Raw genomic sequence first — 17,226 nt, 5'->3', positions numbered from 1 at the left:
AAGGAAAAATATGGAAAATCAAGAGATTTCAAACGAAGAAAAAGAGTTTATAAAAAGCCAGATCGAAACAATGCTAAAAGCACGTGATGAGTTTTTAGCAGTGCTTGACGCAAACGTCCCAAAACAAGGTAATAGCAACGTTTTTGACTTCGATGCTTGCAAAGATAAAAGCTTAAAAGAGCTTTACGCCAAATTTTATTCTTACGACTACTCGATAAGAAAAATTTTGCCTTATGTCTATAAAAGATTTGGTGTGAGCTTTAATGTCTGAAATCTTGATAAATAGGGCTGCCTATCTTCACAATCTAACCCAAATTTCAAATAAAGTAGGCTCAAAAGACCGAATAATCGTCATCTTAAAAGACAATGCTTACGGACATGGTGCATTGCAAATCGCAAAGCTAGCAAGCGAGTTTGGGATCAAATTCGCTTGCGTTAGAACGATGAGCGAAGCACAGGAGATCGCTGAGTTTTTCAAAAATATCCTTATTTTATCGCATATTCCAACAGGCGATGAAGACCTAAGATTTATCTATACAATAAATGATATTTCAAATTTAAGCGTTTTAAAAAGCGGCTGCAAAGTTCATCTTGGCATTGATACTTTGATGCATAGAAATGGGCTTGGCGAAGATGAGCTTGAGAGTGCTTTTGAGATCGCAAGTCAAAGAAATATCGAAATTTGTGGTGCATTTACGCACTTTAGAAGTAGTGATGAAACAAGCGCAGAATACTTCGTCCAAAGAGAAAATTTCGCCAAAGCCAAAGCCAAAATCAAAGCTTTGGGCGCTAAATTTGGACTAAATTTAACCTTTCATTCAAATAATTCAGCTGGAATAGAAAGAGCGACCGACTTTGATGATGAGTTCGTCAGAGCTGGAATAGCTCAGCACGGATATGAGCAATTTAATTCTAGCTTGAGCTTAAAACCAGTAATGAGCTTGTGGGCGGATCTTGTCAGTAAAAGAGTTTTAAAAGCTGGTCAAAGCGTGGGATATGGGGCTAAATTTACAGCCAAAGAAGATATACAAATCGCCACTTATGATCTTGGATATGGTGACGGACTTTTGAGATACGCAGGAATTGGCGAGCTAAAACTTGCAAACGGCAACTTGTTACTTGGCAAAATGTCTATGGATAGCTTTAGCACGAAATACGCTGGAGATAGAGTTTGCGTGTTTGATGATGCAAGAGTGTGGGCTGAGTTTTTTGGCACTATCAGCTATGACGTGCTAGTCAAACTAAGCCCTATTATAAAAAGAACAATCGTTTAGCTATTAAAATATCTTGAAGCTGGCGAGCTTTTTACATAGCTCTCTAGCTTTGCGATTCTTTGCTCTGTGGTTGGGTGTGTGCGAAATAGATTTGCCATGCTTGAGGCTCTTAGCCCAAATGGATTTATGATAAACATATGCGCGGTTTGGGGATCGGCGTTTCTAACGCCGTTTTTGGAGTAATTTTCTAGCTTAGATAAAGCACTTATTAGCCACTTTGGATCGCTCAAAAACGCTGAATAGCGATCTGCCTCATACTCTCTACTTCTTGAAATACTCATCTGAATGATAGTCGCAACAAGTGGCATAATGATAGCTAGTATCAGAGTTACGGCGATATTTGGCCTGTTATTATTTTGATTTGTAATTGCTCCAAGTTGAGCGAAATTAGCAAGCATCGCTATAGAGCCAGCAAATACAGCTGCGATACTTCCAGTAAGTATATCGTAGTGATTTACATGTCCTAGCTCGTGAGCGATGACTGCTTTTATCTCATTTTCGCTCATCAAATTTAAAAGCCCACTAGTCACGGCTACTGCTGCGTTTGCGGGATTTCTTCCAGTGGCAAATGCATTTGGTGTCTCATCAGCGATTATGTAGAGTTTTGGCATTGGCAAATTTGCTTTTGCAACAAGGCTTCTTACTATATTGTAAAGCTCTGAGCTTTCTAGGACGGGCTGAGCGTTGTAGTGCTTGAGTACTAATTTATCGCTAAAAAAATAGCTAAAAAAGTTCATAGCAAGTGCGACACAAAAGGCGATTAATATACCACCGCTTCCACCGATATAAAATCCAACTGTGATAAATAAAAGCATTAATGCAACCATCAAAAATGCGGTTTTAAAGATCTCCATTTTAGGCTCCGATCACGGCTTTTTGGTAGATGACTGCGTCGATTCTTGCTTCTATGGCATCTTCTAGCTCGTCATCATTTGCGATTATTAGGGCGATTTTTGAGTCAAATATGTAGTCGTTGGCTAGGCTTTGGATCTGTCTGGCTAAATTTAAGTTGTTACAAACTATAAATTTAATCTCGTTTGCATTTGCCAAAACTGCTTCTTTTTTGGAATTAACCAGCACAAATTCGCTTTGGTTTTGCATAGCTTGCAAGCTAAATTTAGTGATTTTAGCATTTCTAAACGGCACAAACTCACTACCGATAACTGTCATTTCAGACACTCCTTGCAGATGTATTTACCACTACTCAAAACTGCTTCATCAAGGCTAACAAAAGTGCCGCATTTTTCGCATTCGACGAAGTTTTGACTATCTTTTTTATCATCTTTTTTTCTAAATTTAGGCACAATAAAAAAGTAAATTATCGCCACAATTAGAGCAAAAATTATTATTTTTCCTAGCATTTGACATCCTTTAATATCACGTAATTTCTATGATTTTTAGCTTGTATTATATCTTTTTTACACTCTAAATTTGCTATTTCTGCTCCAGCTTCACTGCCTTTGTAGAGTAAAAACGTGCTATTTTCATCATAAAAGCCTTTGCAAATTTGAAGCAAAAACGCAGTTCTCATCAAAGCTCTTGACGTGATTAGATCAGTTATAAATTTTGAGCTATCTTCTAGTTTTTTTGAATGCACGGTTAAATTTGGTAAGTCCAAATTTAGCTTGATATAGGTTAAAAAGCTTGATTTTTTGGCTATTGGCTCATAGAGATGAAACTCGCTATCACGCAAGATAAACGCCAAAAATACAGCAGGAAATCCAGCCCCACTACCCACATCGATTACGCTCTTTGGGCTAAATCCCAAAAACTCAAGCGGAGCTATGCTATCAAGCACGACTGGTTTTATATCGTTATAGTTTGTTAGGTTATGAACCTTGTTAAACTGCTTTAAAATAACCTCAAACTCGCCCACTTTGTCCCAAAAATTAGTTGGTAAATTCATCTAACATATGCCCCATTTGCTCTTTTTTTACTTTCAAATACTCTTTGTTAAACTCATTTGGCTCGATCTCGATAGGAATCCTTTTTTCTATCTTCACGCAAGTAAGACCTGCTAGTTTGAGTGGATTATTTGTGAGTAAATTTATGGATTTTATCCCAAAATCTTTGAGTATGAAATCGACTATTTCGTAAGTCCTCTCATCAGCCTTAAATCCAAGCTGATGATTTGCTTCAATCGTATCAAAGCCCTTGTCTTGAAGTGCGTAAGCATTTACTTTGTTTAAAAGCCCGATATTTCGCCCCTCTTGACGAAGATAAATCACCATTCCGCCATGCTCATTTATGTATTTTAGGCTTGCTTCAAGCTGGTCGCGGCAGTCGCATTTAAGGCTACCGATGGCATCTCCAGTGAGACACTCTGAGTGGATTCTCACATTTACAGCGTTATCCACGTCCAAATTTGGTGAAAATATCGCCAAATGCTCTTTGCAGCCCTCTTTGTATGATTTTATCTTAAATTTACCAAAACGACTTGGCAAATTTGCGATATTTGAACTTTGTATTTGCATATATTCTTCTTTTATTTTTTTGACAAAGTTTATCAAAAGTATTTAAATTTATGAAAAATAGATAATTTTTAATTAACATTAATTTAGATATAATAGCCAAAATTTAGGAGCTAAATATGTTTAAAAGATATAGAAGACTTAGAATAAATCCAGCCGTTCGCGACATGGTAAGAGAGAATAAACTTAGTGTTGAAGACTTTATCTATCCACTTTTTGTGGTTGAGGGAAATGGCGTGAGAAAAGAGATAGGCTCTATGCCTGGCGTGTTTCAACTCAGCCTTGATGAACTTCTAAAAGAGTGCGAAGAGGTCGTAAATTTAGGTATCAAATCAATTTTGCTTTTTGGCATTCCAGGGCTTAAAGACAGCGTAGGAAGCGACGCTTTGAGCGATGAGGGTATAATAGCAAGAAGCCTAAGAGCTATAAAAGAAAAATTCCCAAAATTAGTCGTCATCACTGACCTTTGCTTTTGCGAATACACAGATCACGGGCATTGTGGCATACTTGACCACGTCCATGAAACAGTTGATAATGACGCTACACTTGAAATCTCAGCCAAACAAGCCTTAGTCCATGCTAGAAATGGTGCAGATATGATAGCGCCAAGTGGAATGATGGATGGTATTATTAAGACTTTAAGAGAGACGCTTGATGACAATGGATTTGAAAATCTGCCTATTATGGCGTATTCGACTAAATTTGCCTCAGCCTACTATGGACCATTCCGTGACGTGGCTGAATCAGCTCCTAGCTTTGGCGATAGAAGAAGCTATCAAATGGATCCAGCAAACCGCCTTGAAGCAATCGGTGAGAGCTTGGAAGATGAGGCGCAAGGCGCTGATATTTTGATGGTCAAGCCTGCACTTGCGTATCTTGATATAATTCGCGATCTAAAAGATAGAACACTTCTTCCAGTTTGTGCTTATAATGTGAGTGGCGAATACGCACTTTTAAAAGCTGGAGCAAAAGCTGGAGTGATTGATTATGAAAGAGTGATGATGGAGACAATGGTCGGCTTTAAGCGTGCTGGAGCAGACTTAATTATCAGCTACCACGCAAAAGAAGTAGCAAAAATTTTAAATAAATAGGCAGATACATGAGACATTTTTTGACACTTAAAGATTTTAGCAAAGATGAGATTTTAGATATAATAAATTTAGCAAAAGATATCAAAAAAGAGACTAAGCAAAAGATCTACACTCCGTATTTAAACGAACAAACTTTGGCTATGATATTTGAAAAAAGTTCAACTAGAACCAGAGTTAGCTTTGAAGTTGGTATTCATCAGCTTGGCGGCAAGGGGCTGTTTTTAAGCAGTCGTGATATCCAGCTTGGACGTGGGGAGCCAGTCAAAGACACTGCTAGAGTGCTTGGCAGAATGGTAGATATGATTATGGCTAGAGTTTATAAACAAAGCGACCTTGAAGAGCTAGCTAAATTTAGCGGAGTTCCAGTCATAAACGGGCTTAGCGATGATTTTCATCCAGTTCAGCTAATGGCTGATTTGCTGACTTTAAGCGAGCTTGGATTAAATTTAGAGACCATGAAAGTAGCTTACGTAGGCGATGGCAATAACATGACAAACTCATGGCTAATGGCTGCAAGCAAGCTTGGATTTGAGCTTAGAGTCGCCACTCCAAAGGCTTACGCAGTGCCAAACTGGGTGCTTGATATCGCTTTAGAAAATGCAAAAATAAGTGGAGCTAAAATCATCATCTCAAATGATCCAAAAGAGGCTATAAAAGACGCCGATGTCGTCACAACTGATACTTGGGTGTCAATGGGCCAAGAAGATGAAAAAGAAAAACGCGTTAAGGATTTTGCGGGATATTGCGTAGATGATGAGATGATGAGCTTAGCTAATAGTGGAGCTAAATTTTTACACTGTTTGCCAGCGTATCGTGGCTATGAGGTGAGTGAAAGCGTATTTGAAGCTCATAGCGATGAGATTTTTAGCGAAGCAGAAAACAGACTTCACGCCCAAAAAGCCGTAATGGTCTGGTGTGACAGGAAACGCTATGAATGAAATGCAAAAACTAGATTCTTTGAGTGAGTCTTTGGGGATAACAAAGCGAAAAAGAACTATGTTTGACATGCAAAAAATAGATGAAAATGAGATGAAATTTACCATAACAAAAGGTAAAATGGACGAGATTCAGCCTTGGTTTGGCTTCAATGACGGCAAGGCGTGTGCAATAGTGCCAGCAACTTTACTTGAAGCTATCATAAATGCACTCAAAAACGCACAAAAAGAGAGCTTTGAGCTGAAGCTTGAAAAGTCCATCTGGCAACACATTCCAGTCGATTTTGGCGATGTTTGGAGTGTGGCGATAGATGAGATAAAGAGTAAAAAAATCAAAAAAGAGCCAAATTTAGATTTGGTTATTAAAAAAATCAAAAAAGAACATCCAAATTTGTTCGTTGATATGTCAAATTTGATGCAAAATAAGGAAATAGAATGATAGATTTTGAAGCTTTTGTAAAGTATTCTAAACCAGGACCAAGATATACAAGCTACCCCACAGCGCTTGAGTTTAGCGATGATTTTAACTATGATGAATATATAAAAAGACTAAAAAATGGCGACCCTAAAAAGCCTTTATCGTTATATTTTCACTTACCATTTTGCCGCTCAGCTTGTTATTTTTGTGGCTGTAATGTCATTTATACAAGCAAAAGTGATAAAATGGATCGCTATTTGGATTATGTGGAGCGTGAGCTTGAGCTAATGAGTGGGATTTTGGATAATTCTCGTCCAGTCACTCAGATGCACTTTGGTGGTGGAACTCCGACATTTTATAGTGCGGAACAACTTGATCGCTTGATAACTTCTATAAAAAAACACTTCAAAAACTTCACAAATGACGCAGAGATCAGCTGTGAGATTGATCCTAGATTTTTAAATGAAGAGCAACTTGATGTTTTAGTAAGTCACGGATTTAACCGTGTTAGCTTTGGCGTGCAAGATTTTGACGAAAAAGTCCAAAAAGAGATCCACAGAATCCAGCCTTTTGATATGACTAAAAATGCCGTAGATATGGCAAGAGCCAAAGGAATAATCAGCGTAAATACAGATCTTATTTATGGATTGCCATTTCAAAGCTTGGAGAGTTTCAAAAAGACTTTAGAGCTTGGAGTGGCGATAAATCCAGATAGGTTTGCGGTGTTTAATTACGCTCACGTGCCTTGGATCAAAAAATCAATGCGTAAATTTGATGAAAGCACCTTGCCAAACCCAAAAGTCAAGCTAGAAATCCTAAAATACACAATGGAATTTTTAACAAGTAATGGCTACAAAATGATAGGTATGGATCACTATGCTAAGCCTGGCGATGAGCTATTTAAAGCCCTTGAAAACGGCACTTTGCACAGAAACTTCCAAGGATATACTACAAAAGGTGGTGCTGATCTTATAGGAATAGGACTTACTAGTATAGGTGAGGGCGAGGACTATTACGCACAAAACTTCAAAGATATGGAGGGATTCGAAAAGGCAATAGACGCTGGAAAACTACCAAATTTCAAAGGAATTTTGCTAAACGATGAAGATAGGCTAAGAAAAGCTGTGATTATGGATTTGATGGCAAATTTCGCTCTTGATATCAAAAAAATCGAAGCTAAATTTGGTATAAATTTCTTCACTCACTTCAAAGATAGCTTAGAAGAGTTAAAAGAGCTTAGTGAGTTTGTAAATATCACTGATGAAAAAATCAGCGTAAATGAGACTGGAACGCTGCTTATCCGCAATATCGCAATGTGTTTTGATGAATATATGGTTAAATTTAAAGGTGTTAAAAATAGCTTTTCTAAGACTGTTTAAGGACTAATTATGAGAGATTTTTTGGGTTTTGGAGTTGTTGGGAATTTCGCTTTTCACTTAGAGCAAGCAGGCGAGGCTAGTACATTTGCACTTGTCAAAACTACTTGTGACAATGCTCCTAAGGGAATATTTCCATTTTACGTACCAAACGCACATAATTTTTTGTCAAATGACTGTTTTGACAATAATTATTTGATAATGCCAGAAAAAACGCTAGTCCAAGCCGAGCCAGAAGTGGCTTTAAGATGTGAGCTTGAGTACGATGAAGATGGCAAGGTAAAAGATATCAAAGTAAAATCGTTTATGGCGTTTAATGACGCTTCTATTAGGCGAGATACGACAGCTATAAAAGTATCTCAAAAAAAGAACTTTTCGAACGCTTCAAAAGGCTTTGGAAATGAAATTTTGATAGATAAATTTGACAGTAACGGAATCTGTCAAAACTTTTCTATAGTGTCGTTTTTAAAAAACCAAAATGGCTTTTTTAGGTATGGAGAGTGTGCTAAACTTAGCGAGTATAACTACTTTTATTCCACGCTTATAGAGTGGATGAAAGTCACTTTTAACACCCAAAAAGACTACACCGTGCTAGAAAATCTTTCATCTATCACCAAGCAAAGTGGCTACATAAAAGAAGCAATTATTTCAGTAGGAGCTACTAGATACGAAAAGGCTTACGAGAGTTATTTTTTAAATCACGGAGATGAGATCAGCATAGTTGTGTTTAATCACAACAAATACTCATTAGAGCTAATAGAAAGTTTCGTCCAAAATGATACCCAAATACCAGATAAATCAGATATTTCTATCTTAAAACAGGTTGTAAAATGAAAATACATATTTTAGGTAGCGGAGTTATGGCTACTGCAATGGCTTATGGGCTTAAAAATGCTAAATTTGAAGTCGTTATCGTGGGTAGAAACAAGGATAAATTAGAGCTTTTAAGCAATGATTTTGAGACTTGCGAATATGGAAGCAAATTTGATATAACTGGCAAAAATCTGATTTTAGCTGTGAAGCCTTACGCTTTAAAAAGCGTTTGTAGTTTGCTTGAAGGAGAGGCAAACTCATGCGTAAGCGTTCTAGCAAGAACTAGCCTAGAAGATGTAAAGACAAATTTAAAAGCCAAAAATATCGCTATTTGCCTACCAAATATCGCTGCAGAGTTTAACTCAAGTATAACTCCTTTTATGAGCCAGGGCGATACAAAAATCATAGAAGAGATTCTAAATGGTTTTGGCAAATGTGTTAAATTTGAAACCAAAAACGAGCTTGACGCTGCTAGCGTGGTGGCAGGGTGTGCGCCTGCGTATCTAGCTGTCGTGGCTGAGGCTCTAGCCAATGCTGTCGTGCGTGAAGGCGTCAAAAAAGATGATGCAAGCAAGCTTGTAAGTGGGCTTTTTGATGGATTTGCCAAGCTTTTAGAAGCATCACATCCAGCGCTCATAAAAGAAGCAGTTTGTAGTCCAGCAGGCACGACGATAGAGGGCGTTGCCAAGCTAGAAGAATGTGGCGTTAGAAACGCTTTTTTTGAAGCTGTTAAGGCGAGTTGTAATAAGCAAAGAAGTTAAATGCAAAAATATAATTTTAATACCATTTCAGATATGTGTGTAAAGTGCGGTAAGTGTAAGCCAAACTGCACTATTTTTAAAATAAGTGGCGATGAGGTGAGAAGTCCGCGTGGATTTTTGGATCTGCTTGGGGCTTATAATCGTGGCGAACTTGAGCTAGATAAAAATGCAAAAGATATTTTTGAGAGCTGTTTTTTGTGTACTAACTGCGTAAGCGAGTGCCCAAATTCACTAGCAACTGATACGATGATAGAAAATGTAAGGCGAGATATAGCTGATAAATTTGGCATAGCTTGGTTTAAAAGAGCGTTTTTCTGGCTGCTAAGACACCGCAAAATCATGGATATGGCTGCAAGCATGGGATATGTGTTTCAAAGCTGTGGATTTAAGGTGGCAAACGGCGAAATGAAGCCACGATTTAGTATTCCGATGATGAAAAAAGAGCGTCTTTTGCCAACTGCGAGTAAAAAAAGCTTTATGAACTCGCACCCTGAGTTTATCGACAATGGCGGAAGTAAAACTGTCGGGATTTTCATAGGCTGTATGGGAAACTACGCATATACAAGCATTGGTGAGGGGCTACTGAAAATCTGCAAGGCTGTAAAATTAAACGCACATCTGATGAAAGAGCAAAGCTGCTGCGCCGCTCCGGCGTATTTCACTGGAGATTTTGCTACTGTTGAGGTTTTGGCTAAAAAAAATATAGCTTATTTTGAAGAGATGCTAACAAGCGTTGATGCTATAATCGTGCCAGAAGCGACTTGCTCAGGTATGCTAAAAGTCGATTACGAGCATTTTTTTGCCAATGATAAGCAGTGGCAAGAACGAGCTAAAAACGTGGCAAAAAGGATTTTTCTAGCGACCCAGTATTTTGAGAAAGAGACAAATTTAGGTGAGATTTTGGCTCGAATCGGAGCAAATTTAGACAAGCAAACAATCACTTATCACGACCCTTGCCATGCTAAAAAAATGCAAGGCGTATGGAAAGAACCAAGAGCTTTGCTAAGTAAAATTTACAATATCAAAGAGATGAGCGACAATGTTAGTTGCTGTGGATTTGGTGGTGTGACAATGCAAAGCGAGAAGTATCACCTAAGCCGCGCTGCTGGAGTGAGTAGAGCTAGCTCTATCATCGCCACTGAGGCTAGCTCTGTGAGCGCTGAGTGTAGTGCGTGTAAAATGCAGCTAAACAACGCTCTTCATCTTAAAGCTTCCGACATGAGATGTCTTAATCCAATCGAGCTTATAGCTAAGGTTTTGTAAAATGAAAAAGGTAAAAATCACAGTCTTAAAGACTACTTTTGATGAAGAATTAGCTAAAGAGTACGGCGCAATAGGGCTTGGAGCCTGTCCTATGCTAAAGGTAGGGCAAGAGTTTTTGGCTGATTATGCTAAGCCAGATGGCTTTTGTGATGAAGCATGGAAAGCTGTATATCAGTATGTTTTTGCTCTAGCTCATGGATGTGGGAATGAGGTGTTTTATTATGGAGATTGGATAAGAAAACCAGGCGTTGCGATATGTAGCTGCAACGACGGTCTTCGTCCAGTAATTTTCAAACTCGAAGCCACTGATATAGACTCTAAAATAGACTATACGCCAGTAAGGTAATTTAAATTACCTTACATCCTTTAAATTTAGCTAGAATTTCATTTAGCTTTTCTACTACAAAGTTTGCATCTTCTAAGCTCATTAGCTGATGACAAGGCAAACTCAGCTCAGCCCTATAAAAATCTTCAACATTTGGTAAACTCATCTCACCGTATAAATTCTTGTAAAAACTAAACTGATAAGTTGGTTTATAATGTACTTGAACGCCGATATTTTGGGCGTGAAGCTCTTCGTAAATATCTTGTTTGGCACACCAAAACTCTCTAAATAAAAGCACAGGATAGAGATGGTGAGAGCTTTTGACATTTGCTGGGATTTTGATAGTGCTAAGGTATGGGCTTTTTTCAAATTTAGCGTCATAAAATTTGGCTATTTCATCACGTTTGGCTATAAATTTATCAAGCTTTTTCATCTGAGAAGTGCCTAAAGCACATGCCACGTCGCTCAAGCGGTAGTTGTAGCCTAGGCTTATCATATCTGAGTTCCAAGCCTCTTTTTTGATTATTCCATGAGAGCGGATCAGTCTTGCTTTTGTGGCGATTTCTTCATCGTCTGTTAGGAGCGCTCCACCTTCAAGCGTGGTAACTGGCTTGATAGGATGAAAGCTAAAGACGGTGGCGTCAGCTAGCGAGCCTACCTTTTTGCCATTTATGCTGCTTCCAAGAGCGTGACTGGCGTCATCAAGTATCTTTATGCCACGGCTTTTTGCGAGTAAATTTAAAGCGTCCATATCGACTGGAAATCCGCCAAGATCAACAGGAGTTATGACTTTTGTTTTAGGGCTTATTAGCTTTTCTACGCTTTTTGGATCGATATTTCCATTGCCAAGCACATCAGCAAATTTGACATTTGCCCCACACATCAAAGCCGTATTTGCAGTGGCAGCAAATGTGATAGGTGTAGTGATAATCTCATCGCCACTTTGTACTCCAAGAGCCAAATATCCAGCGTGCAGGGCTGCAGTCGCAGAGTTCATCACCACTGCAAATTTAGCTCCAGTGTAATCACAAAGCGCTTTTTCAAACTCACTAACCTTACTTCCGCCTGTTAAAATATCGCCTCTTAGTGCGTCGCAAACTACCTTTATATCGTCTTCATCGATGCTTTGTCTGCTATAAGTATTAGTCATTTTATCTCGCTTTAAATTTTATTTTAGAATTCTTGGCAATGTAATACCTTCTTGACTTTGGTACTTGCCTTTTTTGTCAGCGTAGCTTACTTCGCATGGCTCATCACCTTGTAAAAACAGCACCTGAGCGATCCCTTCATTTGCGTAAATTTTAGCTGGAAGTGGAGTTGTGTTTGAGATTTCTATCGTGATGTGTCCTTCAAATCCAGGCTCAAAAGGTGTGACATTTACGATTATTCCACATCTTGCGTAGGTGCTTTTGCCAAGACAGATAGCAAGTGTGTCGCGTGGCATTTTGAAGTATTCAACAGTCCTAGCTAGAGCGAATGAATTTGGCGGCACGATGCAGATATCGCCTACGAAATCAACCACATTTTTCTCATCAAAGTTCTTAGGATCGACGACAGTTCCGCCGATGTTTGTAAATATCTTAAACTCACGTCCGACCCTTATATCATATCCATAGCTTGAAAGCCCATAACTCACGACGCCACGACCGACATTTTCTTCACAAAACGGCTCTATCATCTTGTGATTTATGCTTTGTTCGCGTATCCATTTATCGCTTTTTAGTCCCATAATTTTCCTTTTAAATTTGTGGGATTATAACATAATCTTTCATAGTGTTTTTTTAACATAAATCAAAGTGGTTTAAAATATAGTTATTTATATGTATGTAAGATTATATTTTATATAATCAAACGACTTAAATTCAAGGAGTTATCTATGAAAAAGATTTTATTTTCAGCTTTGCTTTGTAGTTTTGTTTTTGGTGAAAGTCTGCTTGTGGGAGCTGGCGCTGGGTACAAAAAACCGCTCATGCAAGTTATATCAAATTTGCAAAAAGATGGCGTAAATGTAGATGGTGCGTTTGCAAATATCAAACAAATCACTATCCAAGCAAAAGAAGGGAAAATGTCTATCATCGTCGGAGATGAAGCGTTTTTGGACAAAAGTGGATTAAATTTGAGTGGTTATGAAAGGATAGGCAAGGGGGCTTTGGTCTTAGTCACTCCAAAAAATATCGTTATAAAAGATGTAAAAGAGCTAGAAAAACTTAGCAAAATCGCAATTCCTGACCCTAAAAAAGCGATTTATGGTATTAGGGCGACTGAGTTTTTAGAAAAGTCAAATTTAAAAGGCGTTTTGCAAGGCAAAATTTTAGAAGTTTCCACAGTGCCTCAAGCAGTCGCTTATGTCCTAAATGGCGAGGTTGAAGCTGGATTTATCAACTCCACAGAAGCCATTGCTAGAAGTGGTGAGTTTGGCTCTATCATTTATGTTGATGAAGATTTATACTCTCCTGTGTATATCAGTGCAGCAAGGCTTGAAGCTTGCAAGGCAAATGCGTCATGTGAGGTCTTTATAAACGAGCTAAAAAGTGAGCGTTCAAAGGCTATTTTTGCTAAATTTGGACTTAAATAATCTTGATCGGTTTTTAAACCCGCTTTTTCTTAGCTTCAAAACGCTTTTGTGGTGTGCGGTTTTGTTCGCTAGCGTCGGTATTTTGCTATCTTATTTTTTAGCATTTTACAAAGGAAAATGCAAAGTGGTACTTGAAACCATAGTCGTTTTTCCTTTGATTTTTCCGCCTATTGCAACTGGGTTTTTGCTACTTTATTTGCTTGGTAGAAACAGTTTTTTAGGCGAGCTTTTTGGTTTGGAGATAGTTTTTAGCTTTAAAGCTCTTGTTTTAGCCTCTTTTTTAGCCGGACTTCCGCTATTTGTCAAGCCCATACAAAGTGCCTTAGAAGCGTTCCCAAAGACTTTGATAGAAGCCGGTCAGAGTCTTGGAAAAAGCAAATTTGAAATCGCGATTTTTATTATTTTTCCAAATATCATAAGAACAATCGCCTCATCTCTGATTTTAGCCCTTGCTAGAGGGCTTGGAGAGGTCGGTATCACGCTTATGCTTGGCGGGAATATCATCGGCAAAACAGATACAATATCTCTAGCTATTTTTAATGCAGTGTATGACGGCGAGAACCAAAAAGCACTATTTTTAAGCTTAATTCTTGTTGTTTTGAGCCTTAGTATGTTTTTTATCATAAATTTACTTAAGAAAAAAGCATTGCAGAATTAACCATAAAATCGTGATTTGAGATTTTAAAATATCATTTACAATTCATAATTTTTAAATTTAAACTAAATCTTTACTTAAATTTGATACAATGTTAATTTTAAGAATAAATTTCTAGGAGAATTCCATGACAAGAGATGAAGTTAAAGAGCTTATGACCTTCTTTGATGAAACAAATATCAACAGAATTAAGATAAAAGATAAAGATTTCGAAATCGAACTTGAAAAATACGAGCCAGAAGTGGCTGCTACTCCAGTAGTTTGCCCTCCAGTTCCAGCCCCAGCTCCAATAAATGTAGTCGTAAACGATAAAAGCTCAGCTCCAGTTGCATCAACTGCAAATGAGACTATGAACTCACCTATGGTAGGAACATTTTATGTAGCTCCAAGCCCGGGTGCGGCAGCGTTTGTAAAACCAGGTCAAACTGTAAGAAAAGGCGATTGTATCGGTATCATCGAAGCTATGAAAATCATGAATGAGATAGAAGCTGAGTTTGACTGCCGCATAGTAAAATCTTTGGTTGCAGACGGACAGCCAGTTGAGTTTGGAATGGCATTATACGAGGTTGAAAAGATATGAAAGAGATAAAAAGAATTCTCATCGCAAACCGTGGCGAGATTGCTTTAAGGGCTCTTAGAACTATCCAAGAAATGGGCAAAGAAGCCATTGTCGTGCATTCTACAGCTGACAAAGACGCACTATATGTCAAATACGCAGACGCTTCTATATGTATAGGCAATCCAAGAAGTAGTGAAAGCTACTTAAATATACCAGCTATCATCACAGCTTGTGAGATTAGCGAAGCAGACGCGATATTTCCTGGATATGGATTTTTGAGCGAAAATCAAAATTTCGTTGAAATTTGTGCTAAACATGGGATTAAATTCATTGGACCAAGCGTAGCAGCTATGGCTTTGATGAGCGATAAAAGCAAAGCAAAACAAGTCATGATGAGAGCTGGAATACCTGTCGTCCCTGGTAGTGATGGCGCTATAAAAGACATCGAAGCAGCTAAAAAACTAGCTCGCGAAATCGGCTATCCAGTCATCGTAAAAGCAGCAGCTGGTGGTGGCGGTCGTGGTATGCGTGTGGTCGAGAGAGAAGAAGATCTTGAAAAAAACTTCTGGTCAGCTGAAAGCGAGGCTATGAGTGCGTTTGGCGATGGAACAATGTATATGGAAAAATACATCACAAATCCACGCCATATAGAGGTGCAAGTCCTTGGCGATGAGCATGGAAATGTCGTGCATATAGGCGAGAGAGATTGCTCACTCCAACGTCGCCACCAAAAGCTCATCGAAGAAAGCCCAGCAGTTATCTTAGATGAAAAAACCAGAGCAGAGCTTCACGAAACAGCAGTCAAAGCTACAAAAGCTATCGGATACGCTGGAGCTGGTACATTTGAGTTTTTATACGACCAAAGAGATAATAAATTTTACTTCATTGAGATGAATACAAGGCTTCAAGTCGAGCACTGTGTAAGCGAGATGTGTAGCGGACTAGATTTGATCGAGTGGATGATAAGAATCGCTCAAGGCGAAAAACTTCTTAGCCAAGATGAGATAAATCTAAAAGGTCATGCTATAGAGTGTCGTATCACAGCTGAAGATCCAAAAAGTTTCACTCCAAACCCAGGCAAGATCACAAAATACATTGCACCTGGTGGTAGAAATGTAAGAATGGATAGCCACGTTTATGAGGGCTATAGCGTGCCACCGTATTATGATAGTATGATAGGCAAGCTTATAGTTTATGATAAAGACAGAACTAGAGCCATTGCGAAGATGAAAGTAGCACTTGATGAGCTTGTAATCCAAGGCATTAAAACTACAAAAGATTTCCATCTAAATATGATGGATAATAGCGATTTTATAAATAACCTTTACGATACAAACTATCTATCTAAACACTAAAATTTGGCATCAAATTTGATGCCAAATTCATTATTTATTCAAGCAAATCACTTAATATTCTCAAATTTAGTTATAATTTTAAGATTTAATCAAAACAAAAAGGCGCTATAGTGTATTTTCAGTATGGATTAGAAGAGATAAATTATTTGAAAAATAAAGACAAAATGCTAGCACGCATCATAGACCAAATAGGACACGTCAAGAAAGAAGTGCGTTCGGATCTGTTTGCTTGCGTTGTTAATTCTATCATAGGTCAGCAGATCTCAACCAAAGCTCACCAGAGCATTTGGGGTAAATTTCAAGCAGAACTTGGCGTAGTAAATGCCGGAGCAATTATTGCTAAACAAGATAAACTTCAAGGGCTTGGTATAAGCTACCGCAAAGCAGATTATATTTTGGATTTTGCTAAAAAAGTCGCATCTAGCGAACTAAATTTAGATGAATTATCGCAGCTAGGCGACGATGAGTTTATCACAGAGTTATCAAAGCTCAAAGGAATTGGCGTATGGACGGCTGAAATGATTTTGATATTTTGCTTGCAGCGACCAAATGTATTTAGTTACGGCGACCTTGCTATTTTGCGCGGGATTCGTATGGTTTATCATCACAGATTCATTAGCAAAGAACTTTTTGAAAAATACCGTAGGCGTTTTAGCCCTTATTGCAGCGTGGTGAGTCTGTATTTTTGGGCGGTTGCTGGTGGGGCAATCCCTGAGCTGAGAGATTACGCACCAAAATACACAAAAAATATAAATAAAATATCCAATAAAACGGTATAAAATGGAGAGAAAATGCAATATATCAGTCATTATGATTCGCCACTAGGTGGTATTACGCTTGGTAGCGACGGGGAGAGTTTGATTGGTTTGTGGTTTGATGATCAAAAATATTTTGCCGATACGCTTGATAAACAAGCCCTTGTTAAGGAGCTTTTGGTTTTTGAAGAAACTAAGCGTTGGCTAGACATTTATTTTGGTGGTGAAATACCAGATTTTACGCCTAAACTTTTGATGAAATGCTCTAAATTTCGCAAATCAGTATGGGATATTATGCTGCAAATTCCACACGGTCACACGATGACTTACGGACAAATCGCTGCGAAAATCGCCAAAGAAAATGGCCTAGACAAAATGTCAGCACAAGCAGTTGGCAACGCTGTGAGCCACAACTCAATATCGCTCATTATCCCTTGTCATCGTGTGGTCGGAACAAACGGAAGCCTAACTGGTTACGCAGGTGGTATCGATAAAAAAGTGCAGTTACTTAAACTAGAAAAGGCAAATATGGAAAGCTTTTTTATCCCTAAAAAGGGTAGTGCATTATAAAATTGTAATTTTGACAATAAATTTGGTATC

At 38.3% G+C, this 17,226-nt stretch carries 23 protein-coding genes; 16 read left to right on the top strand and 7 right to left on the bottom strand.

Features of this window, described 5'->3' with window-relative positions:
* Positions 1–10: 10 nt before the first annotated feature.
* Together cmeU and CIG1485E_RS07675 are read left to right on the top strand one after the other, a co-directional pair.
* On the top strand, positions 11–271 hold the full coding sequence (cmeU, locus tag CIG1485E_RS07680) for a CmeU family protein (protein WP_038455173.1): 261 nt from the start codon (positions 11–13) through the stop codon (positions 269–271).
* The gene (locus tag CIG1485E_RS07675; protein WP_038455171.1) at positions 264–1,274 is read left to right on the top strand and encodes an alanine racemase; all 1,011 of its coding nucleotides are present in this window, start codon (positions 264–266) and stop codon (positions 1,272–1,274) included. Before cmeU ends, CIG1485E_RS07675 begins: the two co-directional genes overlap by 8 nt.
* On the opposite strand, the gene htpX is transcribed toward CIG1485E_RS07675, so the two are convergent.
* From htpX to ribA, 5 genes are read right to left on the bottom strand one after another with little or no spacing between them, the layout of a single operon-like run.
* Positions 1,271–2,128 (bottom strand): zinc metalloprotease HtpX, encoded by an 858-nt coding sequence (htpX, locus tag CIG1485E_RS07670; protein WP_038455169.1) that lies wholly within the window; start codon positions 2,126–2,128, stop codon positions 1,271–1,273. The genes CIG1485E_RS07675 and htpX overlap by 4 nt on opposite strands.
* Before the next feature lies 1 nt (position 2,129).
* Positions 2,130–2,444 carry a hypothetical protein gene (locus tag CIG1485E_RS07665; protein WP_038455167.1) on the bottom strand — a complete coding sequence of 105 codons (315 nt, stop codon included), beginning with the start codon at positions 2,442–2,444 and terminating at the stop codon, positions 2,130–2,132.
* Positions 2,441–2,635, bottom strand: a complete 195-nt coding sequence (locus tag CIG1485E_RS07660) for a PP0621 family protein (RefSeq protein ID WP_038455165.1) — start codon at positions 2,633–2,635, stop codon at positions 2,441–2,443. The genes CIG1485E_RS07665 and CIG1485E_RS07660 overlap by 4 nt, the downstream gene beginning before the upstream one ends.
* A complete protein-coding gene (gene rsmG, locus CIG1485E_RS07655; protein WP_038455163.1) occupies positions 2,629–3,180 on the bottom strand; it encodes a 16S rRNA (guanine(527)-N(7))-methyltransferase RsmG in 552 nt (183 codons plus the stop codon). Before rsmG ends, CIG1485E_RS07660 begins: the two co-directional genes overlap by 7 nt.
* Positions 3,164–3,748, bottom strand: coding sequence for a GTP cyclohydrolase II (gene ribA, locus CIG1485E_RS07650; RefSeq protein WP_038455161.1), 585 nt, complete (start codon positions 3,746–3,748; stop codon positions 3,164–3,166). Before ribA ends, rsmG begins: the two co-directional genes overlap by 17 nt.
* 116 nt (positions 3,749–3,864) lie before the next feature.
* Between ribA and hemB the strand changes: the two genes are divergently transcribed.
* The 8 genes from hemB to CIG1485E_RS07610 are packed head-to-tail and all read left to right on the top strand — an operon-like array spanning position 3,865 to position 10,748.
* Positions 3,865–4,836 (top strand): porphobilinogen synthase, encoded by a 972-nt coding sequence (gene hemB, locus CIG1485E_RS07645; RefSeq protein WP_038455159.1) that lies wholly within the window; start codon positions 3,865–3,867, stop codon positions 4,834–4,836.
* A gap of 8 nt (positions 4,837–4,844) precedes the next feature.
* Positions 4,845–5,774: an ornithine carbamoyltransferase gene (argF, locus tag CIG1485E_RS07640; RefSeq protein WP_038455157.1), complete on the top strand. Its 930-nt coding sequence runs from the start codon at positions 4,845–4,847 to the stop codon at positions 5,772–5,774.
* Positions 5,767–6,210 (top strand): DUF2603 domain-containing protein, encoded by a 444-nt coding sequence (locus tag CIG1485E_RS07635; RefSeq protein ID WP_038455155.1) that lies wholly within the window; start codon positions 5,767–5,769, stop codon positions 6,208–6,210. Before argF ends, CIG1485E_RS07635 begins: the two co-directional genes overlap by 8 nt.
* Positions 6,207–7,568, top strand: coding sequence for an oxygen-independent coproporphyrinogen III oxidase (gene hemN / locus CIG1485E_RS07630; RefSeq protein WP_038455153.1), 1,362 nt, complete (start codon positions 6,207–6,209; stop codon positions 7,566–7,568). Before CIG1485E_RS07635 ends, hemN begins: the two co-directional genes overlap by 4 nt.
* 9 nt (positions 7,569–7,577) lie before the next feature.
* Positions 7,578–8,399, top strand: a complete 822-nt coding sequence (locus CIG1485E_RS07625; RefSeq protein ID WP_038455150.1) for a DUF5718 family protein — start codon at positions 7,578–7,580, stop codon at positions 8,397–8,399.
* Positions 8,396–9,139 carry a pyrroline-5-carboxylate reductase gene (locus tag CIG1485E_RS09535; RefSeq protein WP_038455148.1) on the top strand — a complete coding sequence of 248 codons (744 nt, stop codon included), beginning with the start codon at positions 8,396–8,398 and terminating at the stop codon, positions 9,137–9,139. Before CIG1485E_RS07625 ends, CIG1485E_RS09535 begins: the two co-directional genes overlap by 4 nt.
* Positions 9,140–10,402, top strand: coding sequence for a (Fe-S)-binding protein (locus CIG1485E_RS09530; RefSeq protein ID WP_038455146.1), 1,263 nt, complete (start codon positions 9,140–9,142; stop codon positions 10,400–10,402).
* Between the two features lies 1 nt (position 10,403).
* Positions 10,404–10,748, top strand: a complete 345-nt coding sequence (locus CIG1485E_RS07610; RefSeq protein ID WP_038455144.1) for a TIGR04076 family protein — start codon at positions 10,404–10,406, stop codon at positions 10,746–10,748.
* A gap of 1 nt (position 10,749) precedes the next feature.
* Here the strand turns inward: CIG1485E_RS07610 and pseC are convergent, their stop codons facing one another.
* Both pseC and dcd read right to left on the bottom strand, forming a co-directional pair.
* On the bottom strand, positions 10,750–11,877 hold the full coding sequence (gene pseC, locus CIG1485E_RS07605) for a UDP-4-amino-4,6-dideoxy-N-acetyl-beta-L-altrosamine transaminase (RefSeq protein WP_038455142.1): 1,128 nt from the start codon (positions 11,875–11,877) through the stop codon (positions 10,750–10,752).
* Positions 11,878–11,895: 18 nt separating this feature from the next.
* The gene (dcd, locus tag CIG1485E_RS07600; protein ID WP_038455139.1) at positions 11,896–12,456 is read right to left on the bottom strand and encodes a dCTP deaminase; all 561 of its coding nucleotides are present in this window, start codon (positions 12,454–12,456) and stop codon (positions 11,896–11,898) included.
* A 147-nt stretch (positions 12,457–12,603) separates the two neighbouring features.
* On the opposite strand from dcd, the gene modA reads away from it, so the two are divergent.
* The 6 genes from modA (at position 12,604) to CIG1485E_RS07570 (ending at position 17,196) form a co-directional block, all read left to right on the top strand.
* On the top strand, positions 12,604–13,302 hold the full coding sequence (modA, locus tag CIG1485E_RS07595) for a molybdate ABC transporter substrate-binding protein (protein WP_038455138.1): 699 nt from the start codon (positions 12,604–12,606) through the stop codon (positions 13,300–13,302).
* Positions 13,259–13,960 (top strand): molybdate ABC transporter permease subunit, encoded by a 702-nt coding sequence (locus CIG1485E_RS07590; protein WP_235183847.1) that lies wholly within the window; start codon positions 13,259–13,261, stop codon positions 13,958–13,960. The genes modA and CIG1485E_RS07590 overlap by 44 nt, the downstream gene beginning before the upstream one ends.
* A gap of 124 nt (positions 13,961–14,084) precedes the next feature.
* Positions 14,085–14,537, top strand: a complete 453-nt coding sequence (gene accB / locus CIG1485E_RS07585; RefSeq protein WP_038455136.1) for an acetyl-CoA carboxylase biotin carboxyl carrier protein — start codon at positions 14,085–14,087, stop codon at positions 14,535–14,537.
* Positions 14,534–15,871: an acetyl-CoA carboxylase biotin carboxylase subunit gene (locus tag CIG1485E_RS07580; RefSeq protein WP_038455134.1), complete on the top strand. Its 1,338-nt coding sequence runs from the start codon at positions 14,534–14,536 to the stop codon at positions 15,869–15,871. Before accB ends, CIG1485E_RS07580 begins: the two co-directional genes overlap by 4 nt.
* A gap of 110 nt (positions 15,872–15,981) precedes the next feature.
* Entirely contained in the window at positions 15,982–16,650 is a 669-nt protein-coding gene (locus CIG1485E_RS07575; protein ID WP_038455132.1) for a DNA-3-methyladenine glycosylase family protein, read from the top strand.
* Between the two features lie 12 nt (positions 16,651–16,662).
* Positions 16,663–17,196, top strand: a complete 534-nt coding sequence (locus CIG1485E_RS07570; protein ID WP_038455130.1) for a methylated-DNA--[protein]-cysteine S-methyltransferase — start codon at positions 16,663–16,665, stop codon at positions 17,194–17,196.
* Positions 17,197–17,226: the final 30 nt, after the last annotated feature.

It is taken from the genome of Campylobacter iguaniorum, assembly GCF_000736415.1.
Taxonomy (GTDB): domain Bacteria; phylum Campylobacterota; class Campylobacteria; order Campylobacterales; family Campylobacteraceae; genus Campylobacter; species Campylobacter iguaniorum.
This window is presented reverse-complemented; position numbering and strand designations above follow the sequence as displayed.